Origin of the sequence: Microtetraspora sp. NBRC 16547, assembly GCF_030268965.1 — a bacterium.
In the GTDB taxonomy this organism is placed as follows: domain Bacteria; phylum Actinomycetota; class Actinomycetes; order Streptosporangiales; family Streptosporangiaceae; genus Microtetraspora.
The window spans coordinates 407,301-432,357 of sequence record NZ_BSSE01000001.1; the positions used below are offsets into that span (position 1 = coordinate 407,301).

Below are 25,057 nucleotides of genomic sequence, written 5' to 3' on the forward strand. Positions count from 1 at the left end.
CTTTTGAGGTACAGCTGTCGCCTTACGTTACGGGTGTCCTACCCCGTTTTGTCCGGGGACACTGCCCGCCGGCAGCCCCGCCCCCGCGACGCTGGTCACATTCTCACGCCTCCGACATGACGGGCACGTGGCGCCGACATGACGGGCACATGCTTATTCGCCGCGCCTACGGCACGGCGGGCTCGGGGCGCCCCTCACATGCCTCGCGGCTATGCACAATCGTGCGCGTTTCTGCTATAGATGATGCAGAAAAACACAAAGAGGAGCATATTTTGACCACTCACACCGAGGCGGAGATCGCATCGCAACCGGCCTGCTGGCGCAGGGCGGTGGAGCTCGCCCGCGAGGCCGGCGGAGCGCTGCCGCGCGAGGGCGAGCGGGTGGCCGTCGTCGGGTGCGGCACCTCGTGGTTCGTCGCCCAGGCGTACGCCGTACTGCGGGAGCGGGCCGGCCACGGCGAGACCGACGCCTTCGCCGCCTCGGAGATGCCCTCCGGCCGGAGGTACGACCGGATCCTCGCGCTGACCCGCTCCGGGACCACCACCGAGGTGCTCGACCTGCTCCGCGACGCCACGACGGCGACCAGTGCCATCACCGCGGACCCCGGCACACCCGTCATGTCGCTGGCCGGGGAGGTGACCGTGCTGGACTTCGCCGACGAGCGGTCGGTCGTCCAGACCCGGTTCGCCACCACGCAGCTCGCCCTGCTCCGCGCCCACCTCGGCGAGGACCTCACCCGGGCCATCGCCGACGCGGAGGAGGCCGTGGCCGAGCCGGTGGCCGCCGAGCTGATCGACGCCGAGCAGTTCACGTTCCTGGGCCGGGGCTGGACCTGCGGCCTGGCCACCGAGGCCGCGCTGAAGATGCGCGAGGCCGCCCGCTCCTGGACCGAGAGCTACCCGGCGATGGAGTACCGCCACGGCCCGATCAGCATCGCGGGCCCGGGCCGGATCACCTGGATGCTGGGACAGGACGTCCCCGTGGGATTGGCGGACCAGGTCACGACCACCGGCGGCACCTTCCTGGCCAGCGGCAGGGACGCCATGGCCGAACTGGTGAAGATCCAGCGTGTCGCGGTCGAGAGGGCCAGGGCCCGCGGCCTCGACCCGGACGAGCCGATGCACCTCACCCGCTCGGTGATCCTCGACTCGTGACCCGCGTCCGGTCGCGGCAGGATGGACCTATGAACGAGGACTCCGGGAACCGATCACCGCGGCCGCCGCGAGCGAGGAGTGCGGCATGAGCATCACTCTTTCCGACGCCCGCGTCGTCACCCTCGACGGCGAGCACCACGGCTGGCTCACCATCGAGGACGGCCGTATCACCCACATCGGGCACGGCCCCGCGCCGGGGAACGGCCACAGCCTGGGCGGCCGCCTGGTCGTCCCCGGCTTCGTCGATGTCCACAGCCACGGTGGTGCCGGCGGCTCGTTCCCCGACGGCGACCCCGGCACCGCCGCCGACGTCGCGGCGTTCCACCTGGGCAAGGGGACGACCACCATGGTCGCCAGCCTCGTCACCGCCCCGCCGGACCGGCTCGCGCGCGCCGCGTCCGCCCTGGCCGACCTCTGCGAGCAGGGTCTCCTCGCGGGCATTCACTTCGAAGGCCCGTACATCTCCAGGAGCAGGTGCGGCGCGCACGACCCGGCACTCCTGCGCGAGCCGTCGCGCGAGGAGTTCCGCCACCTGCTGAAGGCGGGCCGGGGGCACGTCCGGATGCTGACGATCGCCGCCGAGTTGCCGAACGCGCTCGACGTCATCAGGGACGCCGCCGCCGAGGGCGTGATCGCCGCCCTCGGGCACAGCGAGGCCGACTACGACCAGACGATCGCGGGCATCGAGGCGGGCTGCAGTGTGGCGACCCACCTCTACAACGCGATGCCGCAGCTGGGCCATCGCACCCCCGGCCCGATCGCCGCCCTGCTGCAGGACGACCGGGTCACGGTGGAGCTGATCAACGACGGCGTCCACGTCCATCCGGCGATGCTCGGGCTGGCCATGCGGGTCGCCGGGGCCGGCCGTACGGCACTGATCACCGACGCGATGGCGGCGGCCGGGATGGGCGACGGGCGCTACCCACTCGGCCCGATGACCGTGGACGTGACGAACGGTGTGGCCCGCATCGCCGACGGCGGCTCCATCGCGGGCAGCACGCTCACCATGGACGTCGCGTTCAAGCGGACGGTCGAGCAGGTCGGGGTGGCCCCCGCCGAGGTGGCCAGGATGGCGTCACTCACCCCCGCACGCGTGCTCGGCCTCGACCACGAGATCGGTTCGATCACCGTCGGGAAGTACGCCGACCTGGTGGTCCTCGGCGACACCCTGGAGGTCGAGGGCGTCATGCGCCGCGGCACCTGGGTGCGCCGCCCGGCCGAAGCGTGATCTGGGGCCCGCCTGGAGCGTCGGCCCGGAAAACGGCGCGGGCCCCTCGGCAGAGGGGCCCGCGGATCGTCAACGCGTGTGCGCGTCAGCGCTGGGGCGGGGCGACGACGACCTCCACCCGCTGGAACTCCTTGAGGTCGGAGTAGCCCGCGGTCGCCATGGTCCGCCGCAACGCGCCCATGAGGTTCATGGAACCGTCGGCGAGCGACGACGGCCCGTGCAGGATCTCCTGCATCGTGCCGATGGTGCCGAACTCGACGCGCTTGCCGCGCGGCAACTCGGGGTGGTGCGCCTCGGAGCCCCAGTGGAAGCCCCGGCCCGGTGCCTCCGTCGCGCGGGCGAGCGGCGAGCCCACCATGACGGCGTCGGCGCCGCAGGCGATGGCCTTGGCGATGTCACCGGAGCCGCCCATGCCGCCGTCGGCGATCACGTGAACGTAGCGCCCGCCCGACTCGTCCATGTAGTCACGGCGCGCCGCGGCCACGTCCGAGATCGCGGTGGCCATCGGCACGACCACGCCGAGCACGTTCCGCGTGGTGTGCGAGGCGCCGCCGCCGAAACCGACCAGCACGCCCGCGGCGCCGGTCCGCATGAGGTGCAGCGCGGCCGTGTAGGTGGCGCAGCCGCCCACGATCACCGGGACGTCGAGCTCGTAGATGAACTGCTTGAGGTTCAGCGGCTCGGCCCGGCCCGACACGTGCTCGGCCGAGACCGTCGTCCCGCGGATGACGAAGATGTCCACACCGGCGTCGATCACGGCCTTGTGGTGCCGCGCCGTCTTCTGGGGCGAGAGCCGTACCGCCGTGGTGACGCCCGCGGCGCGGATCTCCTCGATCCGCCGGCCGATCAGCTCGTCGTCGATCGGCGCCGTGTAGATCTCCTGCAGCCGCCGGGTCGCGGCGTCGCTGTCGAGGCTCGCCACCTCCTCCAGCAGCGGCGTCGGGTCCTCGTACCGCGTCCACAGGCCTTCGAGGTCCAGTACGGCGAGGCCGCCCAGCCGTCCGATCTGGATCGCCGTCCGCGGGGACACGACACTGTCCATGGGGCTGACCACCATGGGCAGGTCGAACCGGTAGGCGTCGATCTGCCAGGAGATCGAGACCTCCTCGGGGTCGCGGGTGCGCCGGGACGGCACGATGCCGATCTCGTCCAGCGAGTACGCGCGCCGCCCGCTCTTGCCGCGCCCGATCTCCACCTGAGTCATATCGTCCTACTCTTTCCCATCCATACGTGTACGGCTCCCGCCGAAGAGCGGCAGCCGTACCGGCGTCGCAGTGGCTCGCCGTTCGTGACAGAACTTATCGGCGGTGGTAGTTGGGCGCCTCGACGGTCATCTGGATGTCGTGCGGGTGGCTCTCCTTCAGACCCGCCGCCGTGATCGGCATGAGCTGCGCCTTCTCGTGCATCTCGGTGATCGTGCGCGAGCCGGTGTACCACATGCCCTGGCGCAGCCCGCCGACGAGCTGGTGGGCGACCGCGGCGACCTGACCGCGATAGGGGACCTGCCCCTCGATGCCCTCGGGGATGTACTTGTCCTCGCCGCTCACGTCGGCCTGGGCGTACCGGTCCTTGCTGAAGGACGTGCCGCCGCGCTCACGGTTGCGCACCGCGCCGAGCGAGCCCATCCCGCGGTACGACTTGAACTGCTTGCCGTTGATGAAGATCAGCTCACCGGGCGACTCCTCGCATCCGGCGAGCAGCGAGCCCAGCATGACCGTGTCCGCGCCGACGGCCAGCGCCTTGGCGATGTCCCCGGAGTACTGCAGGCCGCCGTCGCCGATGACCGGGATGCCGGCGGGGGCGCAGGCGAGCGACGCCTCGTAGATGGCGGTGAGCTGCGGCGCGCCCACGCCCGCGACCACGCGGGTGGTGCAGATCGAGCCGGGGCCCACACCGACCTTCACGGCGTCGGCGCCCGCGTCGATCAGCGTCTGGGCGCCGGCCCGTGTGGCGATGTTGCCGCCTATGACATCGACGGTGCTGTTGGCCTTCATCTTCGCGATCATGTCGGCCAGGCCCTTGGAGTGGCCGTGGGCGACATCCACGGTGATCACATCGACGCCCGCCTCGACCAGTGCCTTGGCGCGCCGTTCGGCCTCGTCGCCGACACCGACCGCGGCGCCGACCATGAGCCGGCCGCGCGGGTCCTTCGTGGCCAGTGGGTACTGCTCGCTCTTGGTGAAGTCCTTGACGGTCATGAGGCCCTGGAGGCGACCGGCCTCGTCGACCAGCGGCAGCTTCTCGACCTTGTTCTTACGGAGCAGCCGGAACGCCTCTTCGCGGGAGACCCCGACGGGCGCCGTGACCAGCGGCATCCGCGTCATCACTTCCCGGACCGGCCGGTTCTCGTCGGCCTCGAAGCGCATGTCGCGGTTCGTCACGATGCCCACGAGGACGCCTCTGGAGTCGGTGACCGGCACGCCGGAGATGCGATAGGTGGCGCAGAGCCGTTCGACGTCGGCGAGGGTGTCATCCGGAGAGCAGGTCACGGGGTCGGTGACCATGCCCGCTTCGGAGCGCTTCACCAGATCGACCTGGGTCGCCTGCTCCTCGATGGACAGGTTGCGGTGCAGGATGCCGATGCCACCCTGGCGGGCCATCGCCACCGCCATGCGCGCCTCGGTCACCGTGTCCATCGCGGCCGAGACCAGCGGGATGCGCAGGACCACGTTGCGCGAGAGGCGGGTCGTGGTGTCGGCCTCGCCGGGCTGTAGATCCGAATAGGCCGGAACCAGCAGCACGTCGTCGAACGTGAATCCCTGTGCGGTGAATTTGGCCATCCGTGACCCCTCCTTCGCCTCGGCGGAGCCCTTCGCCAGCCCCCGGAGCAAGTGTAGTGGCCCGGCTCAAACCTCCTTGTCAAGGCATCAGGGCGCAAAAGGAAGTGGGGGGACCGGCTGACCGGTCCCCCCACCATCGGCAACAATCGCGATCCCGCGACCCGAGCCCCCCTCCGCGCCCGGTGACGCCGGATCGCGGCGACTTGCCGACGCTGTGTTAAGACTGCGTCACATTCCGTTGATGTGCAATGTCTCACCCTGCAATTGCACAAAGCTGCACATGCGTTCCGCGGAATGCCGGAACTTCCGGACAGGCCAGGACCACGGGGATATCCTCGCGAGGCGGCGCACTCGGGAGCCGATCCCGCGCGACCCGCCGCGCCTGGCGACCCGAGCGCGCGGAGCGAGCCATGAACACGACGCGAAACGCCGATCCCCTCCAGGCCCTCGGCCTCGGCGAGGCGGAGACCGCCGTGTACACCACGGTGCTCCGGCTGCACCGCGCGACGCTCGACGAGATCGCCCAGGCCGTGGAGGAGCCCGTGGACCGGGTGGCCGCCCTCCTGTCCACGCTCATCAGGCTCGGCGCCGTCGACGAGACCTCCGGGGAGTACCTCGCCCGCCATCCCGCGGCGCCCGTCGGCCGGATGGTCGCGGAACGACTCGCCCTGCTGGCCCTGCAGAGCCGCCAGATCGACGAGATGCTCGCCGCGGTCGGCGATCTCGCCCATCACTACGACTCCGGGCGCGACTACCGCACCGGCGAGCTGCGGGTGCGGTCCGTGACCGGCGCCGACGATCTCTACGAGGCCGTGATCCTGCTGGCCGGGCGCGCCGCCAGGAAGGACCTGGTGGCCGCGCTCCCCGACCGGCGCACGGCCGCCGACTTCTGCGACAAACACGCCGACATGTGGATTCGCGCGATCAAGGAAGGAAACCTCACCTCGCGCCTGATCGTCCCGGTCTCCGCGCTCGGCGCTCCCGCCTTCCGCGAGGCCGCCGGCCTCCTCAACCGGGCCGGCACCGAGGTCCGCTCCCTCGACCAGGTGCCGAGCTGGTTCTTCGCGCTCGGCGACGACGCGGCCGGGCTGCCCGTCCAGTGGGGCGCTTCGCCCCCCGAACACGCCTACAACTGCTCCCTGGTCCAGTCGCCCGTCATCGTCGCCGCGCTGCGCGCCCTGTTCACGGAGCTGTGGGGCAGGGCCGTGCCCGTCACACGCCCCGGAGGCGCCATCCAGGTGCTCCGGCTCGCCGCCCAGGGTCTCTCCGACGAGACGATCGCCCGGCACCTCGGCCTCTCCGTCCGCACCGTACGCGCCAGGTTCGCCGAGGCCATCGCCGAACTGGGCGCCAACTCGCGGTTCCAGGCGGGCGTGGAGGCCAGCCGCCGGGCCTGGCTCTGACCGGCTGTTGATCCAGCTCTACCGATCCTGGCCCTGACCGGCCGTTGATCGCGCTCCGCCGATCCTGGCTCTGACCGGCTGCCGATCGTGGATCTGGCCGGCCGCCTACCGATGGCCGCCGAGAACCTGGTTCCCGCACGAGCCGGTCAAAACACGTGGACCGGACCCGAGTGGGCCCACTTCCACTCCTCGGGGCGGGCCGGGTCATAGGGTGGGATGGTGCTGGAAGACGTCCCCCGCGATCCTTTCGCGGACGACCCCAACGACCCGTCGACAGAGCTGGGCGAACCCGACGATCAGGAGCCGCTGACCCTCGCCGAGCGCGACGAGGCCCTGACCGACCTCGCCGACGTCGAGGTCTTCCGTTCCCTGCTGGAGCCGCAGGGCGTGCTCGGGCTGGTCCTCGACTGCCCCGAGTGCGGCGAGCAGCACTACTTCAGCTGGGACCTGCTCCGGGGCAACCTGCGGCAGATGATCGAACACGGCCGGCCGCAGGTCCACGAACCGGCCTTCCAGCCCGACCCCAGCGACTACGTCAGCTGGGAGTACGCCCGGGGCTACGTCGACGGCGTGATCGACACCGAAGAGAGCCGGTGACTGTCCACATCGGCGATCAGCGCGCCGAGCAGGCGCACGGCGACGTCGCCCGCCTCCACACCGAAGGTGACGGACTCCCGCCGTGCCAGCGCGTCCAGAACGGCGTCAGTCCGCGCCACATCCGCATCCACCGCTGAATCGTCGCACGCCCAGGGTGGGCGCGGCGCACGAGGAGCGCGATGATCAAGCAATCGACTCCAGATCGGCCATCTGCCTGAGCCTGGCCAGCGCCCGATGCTGGGCGACCCGCACGGCGCCTGGTGACATGCCGAGCACGTTACCGGTCTCCTCCGCCGACAACCCGGACACGACCCGCAGGATCAACAGCTCGCGCTGGTTGTCCGGCAGCCGCGACAGCAGCGCCCGCGCGTGCTCCGCCTCGATGTAACGCACCACCGTCTCCTCCGGCCCGGGGCCGTCGTCCGGCCCGTCCGGAAGGTCCTGGGTCGGCACCGCAGACCGCACCGAACTGCGCAGGGCGTCGGCCACCTTGTGCGAGGCGATCCCGAACACGAACGACGCGAACGGACGACCCATGTCCCGATAACGCGGCAAGGCGGACAGCACCGCGATGCACACTTCCTGAGCCACGTCGTCGGCGATGTGATAGTGGCCAGAAACCCTGCCCAGTCGCGCACGGCAATAGCGCACCACCATCGGGCGCAGATGCCCGAGAAGCGATTCGATCGCGGTGCGATCTCCTTGTACGGCAAGGCTGGTCAGTTCCCTGAGGTCGGACTCATCCGATCTCGTCGCAAGCCTTACCCCAGTTGCGGCGTCGGCGACGCGTCCCTCGGTCACGTTAGGCATGATGCCCGCCACGATCGCGCATGTCGTCATGGTTAACGGCTACGGATTGGTCACATTGACGCGTCGATAACCGTACGTAATCGATTGAACACAGGAGGGTTTGAATATTTCACATAAATAGCCCAATTGGCTATTACATGTCAGATGTTCGACCAGCTACGACGCCCGGCACCGCACTTCGGTTTACCGCAAAAAGACGTACGGCCCCCGCCTCAGCGAGAGCCGTACTGTGTCACATTGTCGCGCCTCCGGCACGACGGGCGCGGGGCGCCCTAGAGGCGATGACCTTCGGCGTCACTCGGGACTCGTTCCTCGCCCACTCGCTCCTACTCAGGTCACCGCCGCGCCCCACGCTGGTCACACTGTCGCGCCTTCGGCACGACGCGCGCGACCTGTCAGTGGCCGTGGCCGTGACCGTGGCCGTGACCGCCGGCGGCCGCCGGGGCCTCCTCCTCGGGCTTGTCGACCACGAGGGCCTCGGTCGTGAGCAGCATGCCGGCGATGGACGCGGCGTTCTGCACGGCCGAACGGGTGACCTTGACCGGGTCGATGACGCCCTGGCCGATCAGGTCGCCGTACTCGCCGGTGGCGGCGTTGAGGCCGTGGCCGACGGCCATCTCGGCGACCTTGGAGGTCACGACGTACCCCTCGAGGCCGGCGTTCTCGGCGATCCAGCGGGCCGGCTCGACGAGAGCCCTGCGGACGACCGCCACACCGGTGGCCTCGTCGCCGGACAGACCGAGGTCGTCCAGTTCCTTGGCCACGTGCACGAGCGCGGAGCCACCGCCGGAGACGATGCCCTCCTCGATCGCGGCGCGGGTCGCGGAGATCGCGTCCTCAAGGCGGTGCTTCTTCTCCTTGAGCTCGACCTCGGTGGCCGCGCCGACCTTGAGCACGCAGACACCGCCCGCGAGCTTCGCGAGACGCTCCTGGAGCTTCTCGCGGTCCCAGTCGGAGTCGGACTGCTCGATGGCGAGCTTGATCTCCTTGACGCGGTCGTCGATCGCCTTGGCGTCGCCGGCGCCGTCGACGACGGTCGTGGCGTCCTTGGTGACGACGATGCGCCGGGCGGTGCCCAGAACCTCGAGGCCGACGTTGTCGAGCTTGAGGCCGACCTCCTCGCTGACGACCTCGCCGCCGGTGAGGATGGCGATGTCCTGCAGCATGGCCTTGCGGCGGTCACCGAAGCCCGGGGCCTTGACGGCCACGGAGGTGAAGGTGCCGCGGATCTTGTTCGTCACCAGGACGGCCAGGGCCTCGCCCTCGACGTCCTCGGCGATGACCAGCAGCGGCTTCTTGGTCTGGACGACCTTCTCCAGGATCGGGAGGAAGTCCGCGATCGACGAGATCTTGCCCTGGCTGATCAGGATGTAGGCGTCCTCCAGGACCGCTTCCATCCGCTCCAGGTCGGTCGCCATGTATGGCGAGAGGTACCCCTTGTCGAACTGGAGGCCCTCGGCGAAGTCCAGCTCCAGACCCATGGAGTTGGACTCCTCGACGGTGATGACACCGTCCTTGCCCACCTTGTCGAACGCCTCGGCGATCAGCTCGCCGATCTTGGCGTCCTGGGCCGAGATCGTCGCGACGTTCGCGATCTCCTGCTTGTCGGCGACGGGACGGGCGCCGTCGAGCAGCTTCTCGCTGACGGCCTTGGCCGCGATGTCGATGCCGCGCTTGAGAGCCAGCGGCTGGGCGCCGGCGGCCACGTTGCGCAGGCCCTCGCGGACCATGGCCTGGGCCAGCACGGTGGCGGTGGTCGTACCGTCACCGGCGATGTCGTTGGTCTTGGTCGCGACTTCCTTGGCGAGCTGGGCGCCGAGGTTCTCGTACGGCTTCTCCAGCTCGACCTCGCGAGCGATGGTGACGCCGTCGTTGGTGATCGTGGGCGCACCGAACTTCTTGTCGATGACCACGTTCCGGCCGCGGGGGCCGAGCGTAACCTTCACGGCGTCCGCGAGGGCGTTCACGCCACGCTCAAGTGCGCGCCGCGCGTCCTCCTCGAACTGCAGGATCTTGGGCATTCACGTCTCCTTATGAGCGCGTCGGAGCCCCGGGCACGTACGTCCCGGGGCTCCTCATGCTTTGCGCGGCTTACTTCTCGATGATGGCGAGCACGTCGCGGGCCGAGAGCACCAGGTACTCCTCGCCGCCGTACTTGACCTCGGTGCCGCCGTACTTGCTGTAGAGGACGATGTCGCCCTCCTTGACGTCGAGCGGAATCCGCTTCTCGCCGTCCTCGTCCCAGTTGCCCGGGCCCACCGCGAGGACCTTGCCCTCCTGCGGCTTCTCCTTGGCGGTGTCCGGGATGACCAGACCGGAAGCGGTGGTCTGCTCGGCCTCAAGCGGCTGGACCACAATGCGGTCACCAAGCGGCTTAACGGGAACCTTAGTGGCGGTCGTCACGATCGGACCTCCCCTTCAGATTGCGATGAATGAGCTGAAGAGGCGACCAGCGGCCTGCCGTCGCGGGTGTCAGACCTGCCTCGTCGCTGTTGGCACTCTCGCTAGGCGAGTGCCAACACGAAACAGTATGCAAGGGGGCCGTGACAGTCAACACGAACCCCCGCCGCAGGTCAGCTACAGCTTCCCACCGGCATCGATTTCGCTCAGGGCGTCCTTCGCGGACCTCGCTGCGACCATGCAGACCGGCCCGTGCAGACCGGACCGTGCAGACCGTACGGCTCCGGCGAGGCGATAGCGTCGGGAGGCGTGGACCTTGAGGCGTTCCGTGAGCTGCTGACATCGGAGGGGCGGACGGCGCTGGCCGAGGCCGTCCGCGTGGTGGCCGAGGGGCTCGACCCCGTGGCGGCGGCGACCAGGCTGCGGCGCGCCTACGATCCGGCGCTCACGTCGGCCGCGCTGACCCAGGCCGCCCTCCGCCGCCGGGGAGAGGCCAAGTTCGGCGCGGACGCCGCGGTGATGTATTTCACGCCCCACGGCCTCGAACAGGCGACTCGGGCCGAGGTGGCCGCGCACCGCGCCCGCCGCGTCGCCGGCGCCGTACCGGCGAGAGCTGCGGGAACGGCGGAAACTGCGGGATTCGCGCGGGCCGCGGCAGCCGCGGGGCCGCGCGTGCTCGACGTGTGCTGCGGGATCGGCGGCGACCTGATCGCCCTCGCCCGCGCGGGCTGTGCCGTGGACGCGGTGGACCTCGATCCGCTCACCGCCGAGGTCGCCCGGGCCAACACCGCCGCCCTCGGCCTCGCCGATTTGGCCGAGATCCGTACGGCCGACGCCGCGGACACCGACCCTTCGGCGTACGACGTGCTGTTCGCCGACCCGGCCAGGCGTGGCGCGCGCGGGCGGGTCTTCGACCCGATGGCCTACTCACCCTCGTGGCCGGCCACGCTGGACCTCGCGTCCCGGGCTCCGGCGGCCTGCCTCAAGGTCGCGCCCGGCATCCCGTACGAGCTGATCCCCGAGGGCGCCGAGGCCGAGTGGGTCTCGTACAAGGGCGAGGTGAAGGAGGCGGCGATCTGGCTCGGCGGCCTCGCACGCTCCGCAGGCGATGAGAGTGGGGGTTTCGCCCGGCGGGCGACCCTCCTGCCGTCCGGCGAGACCCTCGTCCCGTCGGGGGCGGAGGCGGGCACCGGCCCGGTCGCGCGCTACCTGTACGAGCCCGACGGGGCGGCGGTCCGGGCCCACCTGGTCGCGGAGGTCGCGGACATGGTGAAGGGGCATCTCCTCGACCCGCGGATCGCCTACATCACGAGCGACGAGCTGGTGCGCACCCCGTGGGCCGCGGCCTACGAGGTGCACGAGGTCATGCCGTTCTCGTTGAAGGCGCTGCGCGCGGCCCTCCGGAAACGCGGTGTCGGAAACGTCACGATCAAGAAGCGCGGCTCCGCGGTCGATATCGACCAATTGTCACGCAATTTGCGACTTTCCGGCGATAATTCAGCGGTAATCGTCCTTACTCGGATCGCCGAGCGGCCGTACGCGTTGATTTGCCAGACCATGTCAGCTTCTCGGCCCTGAAGGGCCAAGCTTGCAGCTCCTCGCCGTACCTGGCGGGTACGAGTCAGGCCGCGTCGTCGGCAGCGTGACTCACTGCCCAACCCGCAGCACCGCGCGAGGCGATGTTGCGGGCTGCGTTGACGTCGGCGTGCTCAGCGAAGCCGCACGACGTACAGGAGAAAGTTGCCTGGTCGGGTCGGTTGGCCTTGTCCACGTGCCCGCAGGCCGAGCAGGTCTGAGAGGTGTAGGCCGGATCGATGTGGATCACGGCGACCCCGTGCCGGGCCGCCTTGTAGGCGATGAAGCTCCCCAACTGGTGGAAACTCCACGAGTGCAGCGTGACCCGCTGGGGCTTGCGGAGCCGTACCCGGTCACGGATACCGCCCAGGTCTTCCAGGGCGATCCCGCGTCCGGTGCGTTCTGCCTCGGCCACGATGCGTTTGGCGATGCGGTGATTGGCGTCGGCGGCGAACCGCGCCTCCTTGCGGCGGCGCTTCTTCAGCAGCCGTTTGGCGGACCTGGTGGCCTTAGCCTGCAACCGGCGGCGCAGCTCCCGGTTGCGGTGGCGGACCGCGTTCAGGCCCTTACCGCAGTGGCGAGCGCCGTCACTGGTGGTGGCAATGTTGGCAATGCCCAGATCCACCCCCACGAACCCGTCCGGTTCGGTGACCGGAACATCCGGGATCTCACAGGTCGCGTACAGAAACCACATGCCATCCCGGCAGACCAGGTCGGATTCGCCCTTCCGATACAAGGCGAGCGTCTTGAGCTGGTCGGCCGAGCCGACGAACGCGACGTTCTTCACCCTGCCGGTCGTGGTCCAGATCGACACCGTGTGGGCGGTGTGATCCCAGGACAGGCAGCGGTCATCGAACGGCTGCGCGGCATCGGCGCGGAAGACGATCGGTTTACTCTCGGCCCGCGCACGGCGCGCCGAGCCTTCCGGCCCCAGGTTCCCGGCCCGGATGTTGGCCTTCAGTGTGGTGTAGGCGTCGGCGACCTTCTTGATCACATGCTGGGCGGCCTGCGCCCCCAACCCGCGCGCTTTCACCTCGCGATAGGTGTGCTTGCGCAACGCGTACTCACGCCGGTCCCCGGTCGTGAACGCCGTCACCGAGGCGAAGTTCGCGGCATCGTTGCAGGCGCGCAAGGTCGCCTCCAACGCCGCCGCCTGCTCGGGCGTCGGCCGGAGCCTCACCTGCACCACCAGCTTCACATCGAACACATTATCGGTTGGTTCATGTCGCCGTGATGGAAACCCGAATCTATCCGCCAAGGTCGCGGTGTGGTTTACAGCCTCCACGCGCATTCGGTCTTCCCTACCAAGTACCGGAGGCTGCCATTTCTGGTCACCGTCGCCCTTCGCGGCGTCTTGCGGCGACGGTCCACTGTCGATCATCAAGGAGTACATCGAGAACCAGAAGCGCCTGGACTGGCGTCCGGGCGAGGCGAGGGAAGCGATTCCTCCCGGGCGTGAACGCCTAGGGTTCCTCGCTATATACCGCTGACCTGGCGTTACGACAAACTAGGGCAATCCAGCGATAATCGCGGTCTTTTACCGTCCAGCCGGAAAGCATCGCCGCGCGCGGCTACAGTGGGCGGTCGGGCGTGGCCCGCCCGATCACCAATCCCTCGAAACCGGATCAACCCGCCGCTTACGCATCGGCGGGCGAAGGAGCTTTCGGTGGACCACTCCAGCCACGGCCTCCTCCCGTCTGGCAGCCAGACCGCCGTCTCCGAGCGGATGCGCGAGCTGCTGGCCCGCGCGGCCCAGGACCACGTCTACGAGCAGCGGACCCAGGGCGCCGTGCTCGACGAGATCCGCCAGCGCCTCGAAGGCATGGAATGGCTGCTCCGCGAGCTTCGCGAGCGCGGTTTCGGTGGTCTGTTCGGCATGATCGAGGCGGTCGACGATCGACTCGACGGCCTCACCGCGAAGCCGCCGACCTGGGCGGAGAGCCTCGCCCGGCACGTCGAGGTGGTCCGTGACCAGATCGAGGCCGTCGGCGAGGGCGTGGACCGGCTCCAGGCGAGCATGGAGGCCGCGGCCGGCCGCTTCACCCGGATCGACACCGCCGTCGGCGAGCTGGCGCGCTCGGCCGAGCGGCTGCGCGAGCAGCTCGACGGAGTCGAGGACCGCGTCGAGGCCACCGAGGACCACCTGGCCGACCTGGGGGCCCGGATGACCGGCATGGCGGCCACGCTCGGCGTGGTCGACGCGAGGCTGGTGACGATCGACACGCATCTGAGCCGCCATGACGACCGCTTCGACGTGGTGGACGGCCGGATCGACGGCCGGTTCACCACGCTCGACGAGCGCCTGATCTCGACCGAGACCCGCCTCACCGGCCGCGTGGACGCCGTCCGCCAGCGCGTGGACGAGGTCGGGCGCCGTGTCCAGGAGGCCGGGTGCCGCCCGGAGGTCGGCGGCGCCTCAGACGTGGACGGCCGTGACGGGCAGCGACGAGTCGGCCGGGATGTCCAGCGCTGAGGGCCGGATGCCCGCCGCGACCAGCTCGGAGCCGAGCGCGGCGACCATGGCGCCGTTGTCGGTGCACAGGCCGGGCCGGGGCACGCGGAGCCGTACGCCCGCGGCGTCGCAGCGCTCCTGCGCGAGGGCGCGCAGCCGCGAGTTGGCCGCCACGCCACCGCCGATGAGCAGGTCCTTGACGTCGTAGCGGCGGCACGCCTGGAGTGCCTTGCGGGTCAGCACGTCCACGACCGCCTCCTGGAAGGACGCGGCCACGTCGGCCACCGGAACCGTCTCTCCCGACGCCGTACGCGCCTCGACCCAGCGGGCGACTGCCGTCTTCAGCCCGGAGAACGAGAAGTCCAGCGTGCCGTCGTCGTACTTGCCGCGTGGGAAGGCGATGGCCGTGCCCGAGCCGGACGTCGCGGAACGGTCGATGTGCGGACCGCCGGGGAACGGCAGGCCGAGCACCCTGGCCACCTTGTCGAACGCCTCGCCGGCGGCGTCGTCCACGGTGGAGCCGAGCGAGATCACGTCCTGCGCGACGTCGGGGACCAGCAGCAGCGACGAGTGGCCACCGGACACCAGCAGCGCGATGCACGGCTTGGGCAGCGGCCCGTGTTCGAGCTGGTCGACCGCGACGTGCGCGGCGAGGTGGTTGACCCCGTAGAGCGGCACGCCCAGCCCCAGCGCGTACGCCTTGGCCGCCGCGACGCCCACGAGCAGCGCACCGGCCAGGCCGGGACCCGCGGTGACCGCGACGGCGTCGATGTCGGAGAAGCGCAGACCGGCCTTGTCCAGCGCGCTCTCCACGGTCGGGGCCATCGCCTCCAGATGCGCGCGGGAGGCCACCTCGGGCACCACACCGCCGAAGCGGGCGTGCTCCTCCATGCTGGAGGCGATCGTGTTCGCCAGCAGCGTGTGGCCGCGGACCAGGCCGACCCCCGTCTCGTCGCAGGACGTCTCGATCCCCAGGACGATCGGTTCGTCACGCCCGCTCATGCGCCCCTCCTCTGAGATCCCGCACCATCGTGATGGCGTCGGCTCCGTCGTCGTAATAGTTGCGGCGCACGCCCAGCCGTTCGAACCCGAACCGCTCGTACATCGCCCGAGCGGGCGCGTTGTCCGAGCGGACCTCCAGGAACACCTCGTTCGCGCCGCGCCGCACCGCCTCGGCCAGTAGCTCGGTCAGCAGGGCGGCGCCGACACCGGACCTGCGGTGGTCCGCGAGGACGGCGATCGTCTGCACGTCGGCCTGGTCGGCCGCGGCCGCGAGCCCGGCGTATCCCACGATCTCGTCACCCTCCACGGCGACCACGTAGTGCCGCGTGCGGGGCTGGTCGTCGATCTCGCCACGCAGCATGGCCTCGCTCCAGGCGTCGAGCGGGAAGGTGATCCGCTCGATCTCGACCACGGCGGAAAGGTCCGCCATGGTCATCTGGCGCAGGACGGCGGTCACGCGGTGCTCACCTTCTTGGGCGCCCCCGGAATCTGGGCGTCCGGCCTGCGCAGGTAGATCGGCCGCGCCGGTCCGAGCACGGCCAGCTCCCCCGCCTGCTCGACGGAGTCGATCCGCCCGTCGGGCACCCGGGCGAGCTCGGCCGCCCGCTCGGGGGTCAGCGCGGCCAGGTGCTCGGCGGCGAGCGCGGCCAGCGCCCCCGCCGACGGGTACTCCGGGTCGGCGATCCGGTCCGGCCCGATCGTCTCGGCGTACAGCCGGGCGCCCGCGCCGATCACCGGCAGCTCTCCCGGCAGGTCGTGCGGCCGGTCCACGCGCGGCCCGTCCAGGCGGGTGCGGGCGTCGCCGTACCTCGCCCAGAAGACCTCCTTGCGCCGCGCGTCCGTCGCGACCAGGAACGGTTCGGTGCGACCGGAGGCGAAGGCGATCGCGTCCAGCGTGCAGACGCCGTACGCGTGGACGCCCACGGTCGCGGCCAGCGCGCTCGCGGTCATCAGCCCGACTCTGAGCCCGGTGTACGGCCCGGGGCCGGACCCGGCGACGATCGCGGTCACGTCACGGAGGGAGGCGTCGCACTCGCGGAGTACGCGTTCGACCGCGGGCGCGAGCAGCTCGCCATGGCGGCGGGCGTCGACCGTCGTCGACTCGGCCAGCACGCGGCTGCCGTCATGCAACGCGGCCGTGACTGCGGGGGTAGCGGTATCCAGGGCCAAGACCAGCACAAAGGCCAAGCCTAGCCGCTGTCCGGCCCCCTCAGGCCCCTCACGCCGTGCCCTGGGGCTTTACGTCCGGGGGTCGTTCCCGGCCCGGGAGGCGTAGACGATGACGTTGTCGCGGTATTCGTGGTGGGCCCAGTCGAAGCTGCCACCGCAGGTGATCAGGCGCAGGCCGTCCTCGGCGTAGACCCGCTCGGCGGGGAAGTCGGTCTTGGGCACCCGCTCGACCGAGTCGACGCGATATTCGGCGGTCTCGCCGTCGCTGCGCAGCACCTTGACGAGCTGGCCCTTGCGCAGCTCACGCAGCCGATAGAAGACGGCGGGCGCGGTCTTCGTGTCCACATGCCCGATGATCACCGAGGCTCCGTCGTCGCCGGGAACAGAGCTGCCGGTGTACCACCCGGCGGTCCCCGGCTTGTCGTACGGCGGGAGCTCGACGTCACCCTCGGCGGAGAGGCCGAGCTTCATCAGCGGGGCCGTGAGCTTCAGCGCGGGGATGTCGATGCGCCTGGGCACGACCGTGGAGGAAGGGGTGGCAGGCTGCCGCTCCTGCTCCCGCGGACTCATCGCGAACAACACCAGCCCGGTGGCGATCCCGGCTATGACCACCCACCGGGACGAACCGGCCAATCTCAGCGTCCCGCGCGCCTGCGGGCCACCCCGATGGCGACGCCGACGGCCGCCAGCAGGGCGACCGAGGTCGCGCCGACGGGCAGGCCGGAGTCCTCCTCCGGCGCGCCCGCCGCCGTGCCGCCGCCGCCGGCGTGCGGAGCGCGGGTGGGGATCTTCGTGGGCGTGTGCCTGGGCGCGGACCCGGGGGTGACCTTGAGGGAGGCGCCGCCGATGTCGTTGGTGGCCTCGCAGCGCACCTCGACCTTGTAGCCGCCCGGTTTCGCGTCGGCCCTGACGTTGGCGCCGCCGCGGACCAGGGGAACGCCCGGGGTTCCGTCGGGCGAGGGCGTGCTCGTCGGGGCGACCAGCGTCACCAGGCCGGTGAACGCCTCCGACCGGGCGGTGGCGCGATAGTCGGTGCCGCCCTGGGGCAGCGGGCAGAAGGCCGTGATGTGCACAGACCTGGTGGACCCGCCCTCGACCTTGGACGGCTCGACCGTGACCCGGATGTCCTGCCGGGGCAGGGTGACCGACGGCGAGGGTTGTCCCGGCGTGAGGGCGATCGTGGGGGTAGCTCCGGCCGTCTGTGCCTCGGCAGTGCAGCCGAGCCCGCCGACCAGGATCACTCCCGTGACGGCGAGATGCCTGACCTTGATCATCTGACCACCCCTCCGGACCCCTGTATACCCAGAAAATCTATGCCAATCCAGGGCTAAGGATCTTCCTTCTTGGAGGATTCGGAATGAATCCGTGGCACGCCGGGAACGCTCAGGCGACGCTCAGGCGACCGCGCCGACCACCACGCCGATCATCGTGCCGGTCTTCCCGCACGTCCTGATATTTCCGGCGTTTCGGGCTAAATCTGTCCGGCGTTTCGGGCCAAGGGTGCTCCGGCAAACGCCGCCCGCCGTGAACCCCAAAGATTGACGGGAGGGGCGCTAGATCAGCGAGGCGGGGATCGCGGCCCAGCGGTCGCCGGCCCCGCGCAGCCGTACGCGCCGGTCCTCGCCCTCGGGGTCGCGCTCGATGACGATCTCCAGGCGGTCGTCGGCGAGGCCCTCGACGAGTCCCTCGCCCCACTCGACGACGGTGACCGAGTCCTCCAGCGAGGCGTCCAGGTCGAGGTCGTCGACCTCCAGCGAACCGCCGATGCGGTACGCGTCGGCGTGCACCAGCGCCGGACCGCCGGACAGCGAGGGGTGGACCCGCGCGATCACGAACGTCGGCGACGTGATCGGGCCGCGCACCTTGAGCCCCTCGCCGATGCCCTGCACCAGCGTGGTCTTCCCCGCGCCGAGCGGACCGGTCAGCACCATCAGGTCACCGGGACGCAGCAGTTCCGCGATCTCCGCGCCCAGCGCCCGCATCTCCTCGGTGGTACGCACGGTTCTCACTGATCGCTCCTCCGTTCGTCCGGGCTCACCGGCCGCGCACCCGACACTTCCCATCGGTCACTGTACGGCCGCCGCGCGTGCTTCTCGCCGCTCACGCCTCGCCGCGCTCGCTGCGCTTGAGCAGCTCGCGCAGCGCGTCGTTGACGACGGCGGGGCTCTCCAACTGCACCAGGTGCGACGCGGTGGGGACGGTGGTCAGCCGCGCGGTCGGGACGGCCGCCGCGATCGCCCGGCTGTGGTCGAGCGGGGTCAGCCAGTCGCGCTCGCCGACGATGATCGAGGTGGGGATCTTGTTGAGCACGTCGAGCGCGGTCAGCTTGTCGTGAGACATGAGCGCCGGGTAGAAGTCGGCGATCACCTCGGACGGGGTCGTCCTGATCATGGACTCGACGAAGTCAACCACGGTCGGGCTGACGTTCCTGGAGTCGCCGAACCCGAGATGACGAACCGCGAGGAAGGCGACGTCGTTGCCCACCTCGCGGCCCCGGTCGACCAGCGCCCCGCGTTTGCGCATCAGCGACACCGCCGACGGGACCGCCTTGTGCACGACCTTCGACACCAGCGCGGGCAGGCCGAGCGTGAGCTCGGCCAACTTTCCCGCCGACGTGGAGATCAGCGCCACGCCTCGGATCTTCTCGCCGAACAGCTCCGGCCGCCGCTCGGCCAACGCCATGATCGTCATGCCGCCCATGGAGTGGCCGACGAGCACGCACGGGCCGGGGACCAGCTCCTCCACCACCAGTGCGAGGTCCTCGCCCAGACGGTCGATCGTGCAGTCGGCCGGTTCCGCCCGCGCGGACAACCCGTGGCAGCGCTGGTCCCACGTCACCAGCCGGTACGTCTCACGCAGGTCACGCCGCTGGTAGTGCCAGGAGTCCGAGGCGAGGCAGTAGCCGTGGCACAGCACCACGGTCAGCGGAGCGTCCTCGGGACCGTCGATCTCGGCGTGGATCATCACGCCGTCCGACGTGGTCAACACCGCCTCGCGGCCGTGCATCTCGCCGAAGGGCTCGCTCGCCTCCAGGTCGGGGCGCAGCCGAATCCGGCCGACGGCGTACCTCTTGGCCATGGCCGCCGCCGCCGCGCCCGCCGACGCGGCGCCCACCACGGCCCCGGCGATCCCGACCTTGCGGCGTGTGGTCATACGTGCTCTCCTTGTGACGGCGGCGCGATGCCGCCCGGCTCTACCCGACCCCTCGCTCGTCTGCGTAAACGCGCGGAACGCGGGATCCAATCCTGGTCACGATCTCATGAGTGATCGTGCCCAGGGAATCCGCCCATTCCTGGCAGGTGGCCTCGCCGCGCGTACCGGGGCCGAAGAGGATCACCTCGTCGCCCTCGCTGAGCCGGTCGTCGCCCGCGTCGATGACGAACTGGTCCATGCAGACCCGCCCGGCGATCCGCCGCCGCTTGCCCGCGACCAGAACCTCCGCCCGGTTCGTGGCGGTCCGCATGATGCCGTCGGCGTATCCGAGGGGGACCAGCGCCAGCGTGGTCTCGCGCTCCGTGACGTACAGGTGGCCGTAGGAGACGCCGGAACCGGCCGCGACCCGCTTGGCATGCGCGAGGCGCGCCACGAGCGTCATGGCCGGGCGCAGCCCGAAGTCCCCCATCTCCGGGATGGGGCTCAGCCCGTACGACGCGATGCCCGGCCGGACCATGTCGTACCGCGCCTTGGGCAGGGTGAAGGTGGCCGCGGAGTTGGCGATGTGGCGGATGGCGTCGCTCGGCACACCCATCCCGTCGGCGATCCGCAGCGCCTCGTCGAACACGGCGAGTTGCGCGTCGATGGACGGGTGGCCCGGGATGTCGGCGCAGGCGAAGTGCGACCACATGCCGGCGATCTCGATCGCGCCCTCGGCCCGCGCGGCCAGCGCCGCCTCGATCAGCGTGGACCAGGCGGCGAGCGACGCCCCGCCGCGGGACATCCCGGTGTCCACCTTCAGGTGCACCCGGACGGTGCGGCCGGTGCGCCCGGCGGCGGCCACGATGTCGTCCAGCAGCCAGGGGGCGTTCGCGGACAGCTCAATGCCCTGGAGCGCCGCCTCGTCCAGCGGTTCGCCCGGCGTGATGAGCCAGGACAGGATCGGCGCGGTGATTCCTCCCGCGCGCAGGGCCAGCGCCTCGCGGATGACGGCGGTGCCCAGCCGCGTCGCCCCGGCCTCCAGGGAGGCCTGCGCGCAGGGGACCAGGCCGTGGCCGTACGCGTCGGCCTTGACCGCGATCATGACCTCGGCTCCGGAGGCCTGCCCGGTGAGAAGTCCGACGTTGTGCCGGACCGCGGCGAGGTCCACTCTCGCCTCGGCAGGGGTCCGGACCTGGGCTTTCGCGTCCACGGCGATCGGGAAACTCATCGTTCCAGTTTGTCAGGTGATCCGGATTGGTCAGACCGGTCGCCTGCCCGCGTCACAGAGCGCGGACGGCCTCGGGAAGGGCCTCGGCCACGTCGAGGGCCGCGATGGGCGCCTCGCCCGCCCGGCCGCGTCCGGCGGCGCGGCCCGGTCCGGCCGCCGCGATCCGCGCGGCCAGCCCGTGCAGGTAGGCGGCGCAGGACGCGGCGTCGTAACAGCTCAGCCCACCGGCGAGCAGGGCGCCCGCGATGCCGGAGAGCACGTCTCCCGTGCCGCCCGTGGCGAGCCACGGCGTCCCCGTGGAGTTGACCCGCACCGGCCGATCCTCCTCGGCGACCAGCGTGGTGGACCCTTTCAGCAGCACGGTCGCCCCCAGCTCGGTCGCCGCGCGGCGCGCGTGCTCGATCCGGCCGGCCTCGATCCGCTCCCGCGGCACGCCGAGCAGCCGCGACAGCTCCCCGGCGTGCGGGGTGAGCAGCGTCGGCCCCGTCCGGCGCAGCAGCGACCTGTCCCCGGCGACGTGGGTCAGCCCGTCGGCGTCCACGAGGACGGGGAGGTCGGTCGCCAGGATCTCCCTGACGACCGCGTGCGCCTCCGGCCCGGTGCCGAGGCCGGGTCCGACCACCCACGCCTGCACCCGCCCGACGCCGTCGAGCACGCCCCCCGCTCCGGGGCTGAGCACCGTCGTCACGGCCTCGGGCCAGCGGGCCCTGACCTGCCGGACCGGCTCCTCGAAGCTCGCGAAGCGCACCATGCCCGCGCCCGCGCGTACGGCTCCGCCCGCGGCGAGCACGGCGGCGCCGGTGAACGTGTCGCTTCCCGCGGCGATCCCGACGACGCCCCTGCGGTACTTGTCCGACTCCGGGGCGGGCTTCGGCAGCAGGTCGGCGACGTCGTCACCGATCAGCGCGGCCACGTCCGGGTCCGGGAGGTACGGCCCGAGCCCGATGTCCACCAACTCCACCGCCCCACAGCACGACGCGCCGGGATCGACGAGCAGGCCGTTCTTGTACGCGCCGAACGTCACGGTCGCGTGCGCCCTGACCACCGGCCCGTCCACGCGGCCGCTGCTCGCGTCCACCCCGCTCGGCACGTCCACCGCGATCACCACGCCGGGGGCGTCTTCGGTGAAGGCGGCCAGCGTGCCGTACGGCTCGCGCAGCGCTCCCGAGCTCCCGATCCCGACCAGGCCGTCCATGACGAGGTCGGCGGCGTCGATCAGCTCGCGAGCCGGTTCAGGGGCGAACTCCATCGCCCTGCCGTCCGCGGCGCGCAGCGCGGCCAGTCCTCCCTGATGGGAGCGCGCCCCGGCGAGGATCGCGTCCACCCGGGCACCCCGCCTGGCCAGCCGGGCCCCGGCGTACAGCGCGTCTCCCCCGTTGTCGCCGCTTCCGACCATGAGGACGACGCGGGAGCCGTACACGCGGCCGCGCCTGGCGATGAGGACGCACGCGCAGGCGGCGGCGAGCCCGGCGGCGGCCCGGCCCATGAGGGTCCCTTCCGGCAGCCGCGCCATCAGCGCCAGCTCGGCGGCCCGGATCTGGTCAGAGGTGTACGCGGTCCGCATGCGTCCGACCGTATCCCGGAGACGATCACGGGCGCGACGACCGGCCGCGGCCCGGTGAGGTTCGCCCGTACGAAGATCGCCAGGAGGGGTGTCACGACTCCGCGAGCACGTAGGCGATGGCGACGCCTCCGTCATGGGTCAGGGAGACGTGCCATCTCTTGACGCCGAGGGCGCGGGCCACCTCCGCGGCCGCGCCGGTGACCCGGACCGACGGCCTGCCGACCTCGTTCTTGACGATCTCCGCCTCGACGTGGCTCAGGCCCGGCGGACAGCCGAGCGCCTTGGCCACCGCCTCCTTCGCGGCGAACCTGACGGCCAGCGACTCGGTCCGCAGCTCGCGCTCCGCCTCCGTGAACAGCCGCTCCCGGAGGGAGGGGGTGCGCTCCAGCGTGGCGGCGAACCTCGCCACGTCGACGACGTCCACTCCGATTCCCACGATCACAGGGCGAGGCTACCCGCCGCCCTCCCGCGGTGGTCGGCTTGGAACCCCACCTCTTTCCCCGAAATCCGTGGCCGCAATCCACCGGTTTCATCCACAGGCTGTGCACCGCTCCCGCCCGAAGACGTTTTCGCCCGGCTGAGTAGGCTTGGCCGACGTGGCAGATGGAGACGCGTACGTCGAGCTCAGCCGTGCCCAGTGGAGGGGTCTCCGCAAGAGCACGCCGCTGACCCTCACCGAGGCAGAGCTTTCGGATCTGCGCGGTGTCGACGATCCGATCGACCTCGCGGAGGTCACCGACATCTACCTGCCTCTCACCCGGCTGCTCAACCTGCACTTCACCGGGTCGCGCCAGCGCAGCGCCGCCGTCGGCGCCTTCCTGGGCGAGCGCGACGAGCGCGTGCCGTACGTGCTGGGCATCGCGGGAAGCGTGGCGGTCGGCAAATCGACCACGGCGAGGGTCCTGCACGCCCTGCTGGCCCGGTGGCCCGAACACCCACGGGTCGATCTGATCACCACCGACAGCTTCCTCTACCCCAACAAGGTTCTGGAAGAGCGCGGGATCACGCACCGCAAGGGCTTCCCAGAGAGCTACGACCGGCGGGCGCTGGTGAAGTTCGTCGCCGACGTCAAGGCGGGCAACCCGTCGGTGACCGCCCCCGTCTACAGCCACCTGGAGTACGACATCGTGCCCGGGGCGGCGCAGACGGTGCAGCGGCCCGACATCCTCATCGTCGAGGGCCTCAACGTGCTGCAGCCGGCGCCGCCCACGTCCCTGGCCGTGTGCGACTACTTCGACTTCTCCATCTATGTGGACGCCCGCGTCGAGGACATCAGGTCCTGGTACGTCGATCGCTTCCACAAGCTGCGCCGTACGGCCTTCGCCGACCCCAAGTCGTACTTCGCGCACATCGCCGAGCTGTCCTACGACGAGGCCACCGAGTTCGCCCAGAACGTGTGGCGTGACATCAACGAGCGCAACCTCATCGACAACATCGCCCCCACGCGGGGAAGGGCCGGGCTGATCCTGCGCAAGGGGCCCGAACACTCCGTCAGCCGCATCCGACTGCGCCGTACATAATCGTCGTCGTGCTGCATCTGCGCGTGATCAGCCCGGCCGATCGGACCGGCCGGGTGCTGAAGACGGTCGACCGGGCGACCGGCGTCGCCAACGTGGTCCTGATGCCGAAGGCCGCGCGCCGGCCCAAGGGTGACGTGCTGCTGCTCGACGTCGCCCGCGAGGCGGCGAACGACCTGATCGAGGAGCTGAAGAACCTCGGCCTGGAGGAAGACGGCTCGATCGCGATCGAGAACATCGAGCTGTCGATCTCACGCGCCGCCGAGCAGGCGGAGGAGCAGGCCCCCGGTGACGGCGACGACGCGGTCATCTGGGATCAGCTCGCCCACCGGGTCACCGCGGACTGCCGGATCACGTGGGCGTTCCTGGCCTTCCTCACGATCGCCACGCAGATCGCCGGCATCGGCGTGCTCATCCCCTCGCAGATCCTGATCGTCGGCGCGATGGTCCTCGGCCCCGAGTTCGGCGCGGTGGCCGCGATCTGCTTCGGACTGCTGCGCGGGAACCCGCGGCTGATCGCCGTCGCGGCCCGGACGCTGGCCGTCGGCTTCGCCGTCGCCATCGCGATCACGTTCGCCTGCGCGGTCGCGGCGCGCGGCCTCGGCTGGGTCTTCCCCGAGATGCTGCGGCACAACGACGAGGTGCGGTTCATCGTCGCGCCGGACAAGTGGTCGCTCATCGTCGCCGTGCTCGCGGGCGCGGCGGGCGTGCTCTCGATCACCGCCGGCAAGTCCTCCGCCCTGGTCGGCGTCTTCATCTCGGTCACCACGGTGCCCGCCGCCGGATACATGGCGGTCGCGATGGCCCTGGGCCGCTGGGACGAGGTCGGCCACTCGCTCACCCAGCTCGCCGTCAACATCGCGGGCATGGTGGCCGCGGGCACGGCCACCCTGTTCGTCCAGCGGTTCCTCTGGCAGCGGTACGGCCGGAGCATCCCCGCCGTCCCCGCCGTACGGACGCGGCGCGGGCAAGGCCGGGGGCTGCGCACCGGCACCTCGAGATGAGGCGGACCCGCCACGGTATGACGCGCGGTTCCTCCTCC

General features: G+C 70.8%; 26 protein-coding genes. 9 read left to right on the plus strand and 17 right to left on the minus strand.

The features are described 5' to 3' along the window. Nucleotides 1-272: 272 nt before the first annotated feature. Complete coding sequence (locus tag QSK17_RS01705) at nucleotides 273-1,154, plus strand: SIS domain-containing protein (RefSeq protein ID WP_285702551.1); 882 nt, start codon at nucleotides 273-275, stop codon at nucleotides 1,152-1,154. Between the two features lie 85 nt (nucleotides 1,155-1,239). After that, complete coding sequence (gene nagA, locus QSK17_RS01710; protein WP_285702552.1) at nucleotides 1,240-2,382, plus strand: N-acetylglucosamine-6-phosphate deacetylase; 1,143 nt, start codon at nucleotides 1,240-1,242, stop codon at nucleotides 2,380-2,382. A gap of 85 nt (nucleotides 2,383-2,467) precedes the next feature. Here the strand turns inward: nagA and QSK17_RS01715 are convergent, their stop codons facing one another. Together QSK17_RS01715 and guaB are read right to left on the minus strand one after the other, a co-directional pair. Continuing rightward, nucleotides 2,468-3,586 (minus strand): GuaB3 family IMP dehydrogenase-related protein, encoded by a 1,119-nt coding sequence (locus tag QSK17_RS01715; protein ID WP_285702553.1) that lies wholly within the window; start codon nucleotides 3,584-3,586, stop codon nucleotides 2,468-2,470. 94 nt (nucleotides 3,587-3,680) lie between these two features. Further along, on the minus strand, nucleotides 3,681-5,162 hold the full coding sequence (gene guaB, locus QSK17_RS01720) for an IMP dehydrogenase (protein ID WP_285702554.1): 1,482 nt from the start codon (nucleotides 5,160-5,162) through the stop codon (nucleotides 3,681-3,683). Nucleotides 5,163-5,572: 410 nt separating this feature from the next. On the opposite strand from guaB, the gene QSK17_RS01725 reads away from it, so the two are divergent. Together QSK17_RS01725 and QSK17_RS01730 are read left to right on the plus strand one after the other, a co-directional pair. Next, on the plus strand, nucleotides 5,573-6,565 hold the full coding sequence (locus QSK17_RS01725) for a helix-turn-helix transcriptional regulator (protein ID WP_285702555.1): 993 nt from the start codon (nucleotides 5,573-5,575) through the stop codon (nucleotides 6,563-6,565). Between the two features lie 219 nt (nucleotides 6,566-6,784). After that, nucleotides 6,785-7,162 (plus strand): DUF5319 domain-containing protein, encoded by a 378-nt coding sequence (locus tag QSK17_RS01730; protein WP_285702735.1) that lies wholly within the window; start codon nucleotides 6,785-6,787, stop codon nucleotides 7,160-7,162. Here QSK17_RS01730 and QSK17_RS01735 read toward each other — a convergent pair. From QSK17_RS01735 to groES, 4 genes are all read right to left on the minus strand, one after another. After that, complete coding sequence (locus QSK17_RS01735) at nucleotides 7,123-7,281, minus strand: hypothetical protein (protein WP_285702556.1); 159 nt, start codon at nucleotides 7,279-7,281, stop codon at nucleotides 7,123-7,125. The genes QSK17_RS01730 and QSK17_RS01735 overlap by 40 nt on opposite strands. Nucleotides 7,282-7,345: 64 nt before the next feature. Continuing rightward, nucleotides 7,346-7,972 (minus strand): sigma-70 family RNA polymerase sigma factor, encoded by a 627-nt coding sequence (locus tag QSK17_RS01740; RefSeq protein WP_285702736.1) that lies wholly within the window; start codon nucleotides 7,970-7,972, stop codon nucleotides 7,346-7,348. Between the two features lie 395 nt (nucleotides 7,973-8,367). Next, nucleotides 8,368-9,993, minus strand: a complete 1,626-nt coding sequence (groL, locus tag QSK17_RS01745) for a chaperonin GroEL (RefSeq protein WP_285702557.1) — start codon at nucleotides 9,991-9,993, stop codon at nucleotides 8,368-8,370. Between the two features lie 70 nt (nucleotides 9,994-10,063). Beyond that, on the minus strand, nucleotides 10,064-10,375 hold the full coding sequence (groES, locus tag QSK17_RS01750; RefSeq protein ID WP_067129946.1) for a co-chaperone GroES: 312 nt from the start codon (nucleotides 10,373-10,375) through the stop codon (nucleotides 10,064-10,066). A 306-nt stretch (nucleotides 10,376-10,681) separates the two neighbouring features. On the opposite strand from groES, the gene QSK17_RS01755 reads away from it, so the two are divergent. Beyond that, a complete protein-coding gene (locus QSK17_RS01755; RefSeq protein ID WP_285702558.1) occupies nucleotides 10,682-11,950 on the plus strand; it encodes a class I SAM-dependent methyltransferase in 1,269 nt (422 codons plus the stop codon). 43 nt (nucleotides 11,951-11,993) lie between these two features. On the opposite strand, the gene QSK17_RS01760 is transcribed toward QSK17_RS01755, so the two are convergent. Continuing rightward, nucleotides 11,994-13,145 (minus strand): RNA-guided endonuclease InsQ/TnpB family protein, encoded by a 1,152-nt coding sequence (locus QSK17_RS01760; protein WP_285702559.1) that lies wholly within the window; start codon nucleotides 13,143-13,145, stop codon nucleotides 11,994-11,996. A gap of 67 nt (nucleotides 13,146-13,212) precedes the next feature. Here QSK17_RS01760 and QSK17_RS36020 point away from each other — a divergent pair, with 67 nt between their 5' ends. Beyond that, nucleotides 13,213-13,437 (plus strand): transposase, encoded by a 225-nt coding sequence (locus QSK17_RS36020; protein WP_352231753.1) that lies wholly within the window; start codon nucleotides 13,213-13,215, stop codon nucleotides 13,435-13,437. A 176-nt stretch (nucleotides 13,438-13,613) separates the two neighbouring features. After that, nucleotides 13,614-14,420 carry a hypothetical protein gene (locus QSK17_RS01765; RefSeq protein ID WP_285702560.1) on the plus strand — a complete coding sequence of 269 codons (807 nt, stop codon included), beginning with the start codon at nucleotides 13,614-13,616 and terminating at the stop codon, nucleotides 14,418-14,420. On the opposite strand, the gene tsaD is transcribed toward QSK17_RS01765, so the two are convergent. The 10 genes from tsaD to QSK17_RS01815 all read right to left on the minus strand — a co-directional run bounded on the left by tsaD (nucleotide 14,364) and on the right by QSK17_RS01815 (nucleotide 22,940). Continuing rightward, entirely contained in the window at nucleotides 14,364-15,401 is a 1,038-nt protein-coding gene (gene tsaD, locus QSK17_RS01770) for a tRNA (adenosine(37)-N6)-threonylcarbamoyltransferase complex transferase subunit TsaD (protein WP_285702561.1), read from the minus strand. The genes QSK17_RS01765 and tsaD overlap by 57 nt on opposite strands. Beyond that, entirely contained in the window at nucleotides 15,388-15,858 is a 471-nt protein-coding gene (gene rimI / locus QSK17_RS01775; RefSeq protein WP_502889116.1) for a ribosomal protein S18-alanine N-acetyltransferase, read from the minus strand. The genes tsaD and rimI overlap by 14 nt, the downstream gene beginning before the upstream one ends. Next, nucleotides 15,855-16,580, minus strand: a complete 726-nt coding sequence (gene tsaB / locus QSK17_RS01780) for a tRNA (adenosine(37)-N6)-threonylcarbamoyltransferase complex dimerization subunit type 1 TsaB (protein ID WP_285702562.1) — start codon at nucleotides 16,578-16,580, stop codon at nucleotides 15,855-15,857. The genes rimI and tsaB overlap by 4 nt, the downstream gene beginning before the upstream one ends. A gap of 60 nt (nucleotides 16,581-16,640) precedes the next feature. Next, entirely contained in the window at nucleotides 16,641-17,204 is a 564-nt protein-coding gene (locus tag QSK17_RS01785) for a class F sortase (RefSeq protein WP_285702563.1), read from the minus strand. 2 nt (nucleotides 17,205-17,206) lie between these two features. Beyond that, nucleotides 17,207-17,845, minus strand: a complete 639-nt coding sequence (locus QSK17_RS01790) for a hypothetical protein (protein WP_285702564.1) — start codon at nucleotides 17,843-17,845, stop codon at nucleotides 17,207-17,209. A gap of 279 nt (nucleotides 17,846-18,124) precedes the next feature. Beyond that, nucleotides 18,125-18,634 carry a tRNA (adenosine(37)-N6)-threonylcarbamoyltransferase complex ATPase subunit type 1 TsaE gene (gene tsaE / locus QSK17_RS01795; RefSeq protein ID WP_502889117.1) on the minus strand — a complete coding sequence of 170 codons (510 nt, stop codon included), beginning with the start codon at nucleotides 18,632-18,634 and terminating at the stop codon, nucleotides 18,125-18,127. A 37-nt stretch (nucleotides 18,635-18,671) separates the two neighbouring features. Continuing rightward, nucleotides 18,672-19,724, minus strand: coding sequence for an alpha/beta fold hydrolase (locus QSK17_RS01800; protein WP_285702566.1), 1,053 nt, complete (start codon nucleotides 19,722-19,724; stop codon nucleotides 18,672-18,674). A 40-nt stretch (nucleotides 19,725-19,764) separates the two neighbouring features. Continuing rightward, a complete protein-coding gene (alr, locus tag QSK17_RS01805; RefSeq protein WP_285702567.1) occupies nucleotides 19,765-20,934 on the minus strand; it encodes an alanine racemase in 1,170 nt (389 codons plus the stop codon). A 52-nt stretch (nucleotides 20,935-20,986) separates the two neighbouring features. Then, nucleotides 20,987-22,498, minus strand: coding sequence for an NAD(P)H-hydrate dehydratase (locus QSK17_RS01810; protein WP_285702568.1), 1,512 nt, complete (start codon nucleotides 22,496-22,498; stop codon nucleotides 20,987-20,989). A 91-nt stretch (nucleotides 22,499-22,589) separates the two neighbouring features. After that, nucleotides 22,590-22,940, minus strand: a complete 351-nt coding sequence (locus QSK17_RS01815; RefSeq protein WP_285702569.1) for a holo-ACP synthase — start codon at nucleotides 22,938-22,940, stop codon at nucleotides 22,590-22,592. Nucleotides 22,941-23,094: 154 nt separating this feature from the next. On the opposite strand from QSK17_RS01815, the gene coaA reads away from it, so the two are divergent. Both coaA and QSK17_RS01825 read left to right on the plus strand, forming a co-directional pair. Next, entirely contained in the window at nucleotides 23,095-24,018 is a 924-nt protein-coding gene (coaA, locus tag QSK17_RS01820; protein ID WP_285702570.1) for a type I pantothenate kinase, read from the plus strand. A gap of 8 nt (nucleotides 24,019-24,026) precedes the next feature. After that, nucleotides 24,027-25,019: a DUF389 domain-containing protein gene (locus tag QSK17_RS01825; protein WP_285702571.1), complete on the plus strand. Its 993-nt coding sequence runs from the start codon at nucleotides 24,027-24,029 to the stop codon at nucleotides 25,017-25,019. Nucleotides 25,020-25,057: the final 38 nt, after the last annotated feature.

Excerpts from the sequence above, each read along its gene's own strand:
- nagA (WP_285702552.1), top strand. The coding sequence starts at position 1,240 with ATGAGCATCACTCTTTCCGACGCCCGCGTCGTCACCCTCGACGGCGAG.
- QSK17_RS01715 (WP_285702553.1), bottom strand. The coding sequence starts at position 3,586 with ATGACTCAGGTGGAGATCGGGCGCGGCAAGAGCGGGCGGCGCGCGTAC.
- guaB (WP_285702554.1), bottom strand. The coding sequence starts at position 5,162 with ATGGCCAAATTCACCGCACAGGGATTCACGTTCGACGACGTGCTGCTG.
- QSK17_RS01725 (WP_285702555.1), top strand. The coding sequence starts at position 5,573 with ATGAACACGACGCGAAACGCCGATCCCCTCCAGGCCCTCGGCCTCGGC.
- QSK17_RS01740 (WP_285702736.1), bottom strand. The coding sequence starts at position 7,972 with ATGCCTAACGTGACCGAGGGACGCGTCGCCGACGCCGCAACTGGGGTA.
- groL (WP_285702557.1), bottom strand. The coding sequence starts at position 9,993 with ATGCCCAAGATCCTGCAGTTCGAGGAGGACGCGCGGCGCGCACTTGAG.
- tsaD (WP_285702561.1), bottom strand. The coding sequence starts at position 15,401 with ATGAGCGGGCGTGACGAACCGATCGTCCTGGGGATCGAGACGTCCTGC.
- QSK17_RS01790 (WP_285702564.1), bottom strand. The coding sequence starts at position 17,845 with ATGATCAAGGTCAGGCATCTCGCCGTCACGGGAGTGATCCTGGTCGGC.
- tsaE (WP_502889117.1), bottom strand. The coding sequence starts at position 18,634 with ATGGGAAGTGTCGGGTGCGCGGCCGGTGAGCCCGGACGAACGGAGGAG.
- QSK17_RS01800 (WP_285702566.1), bottom strand. The coding sequence starts at position 19,724 with ATGACCACACGCCGCAAGGTCGGGATCGCCGGGGCCGTGGTGGGCGCC.
- alr (WP_285702567.1), bottom strand. The coding sequence starts at position 20,934 with ATGAGTTTCCCGATCGCCGTGGACGCGAAAGCCCAGGTCCGGACCCCT.
- QSK17_RS01810 (WP_285702568.1), bottom strand. The coding sequence starts at position 22,498 with ATGCGGACCGCGTACACCTCTGACCAGATCCGGGCCGCCGAGCTGGCG.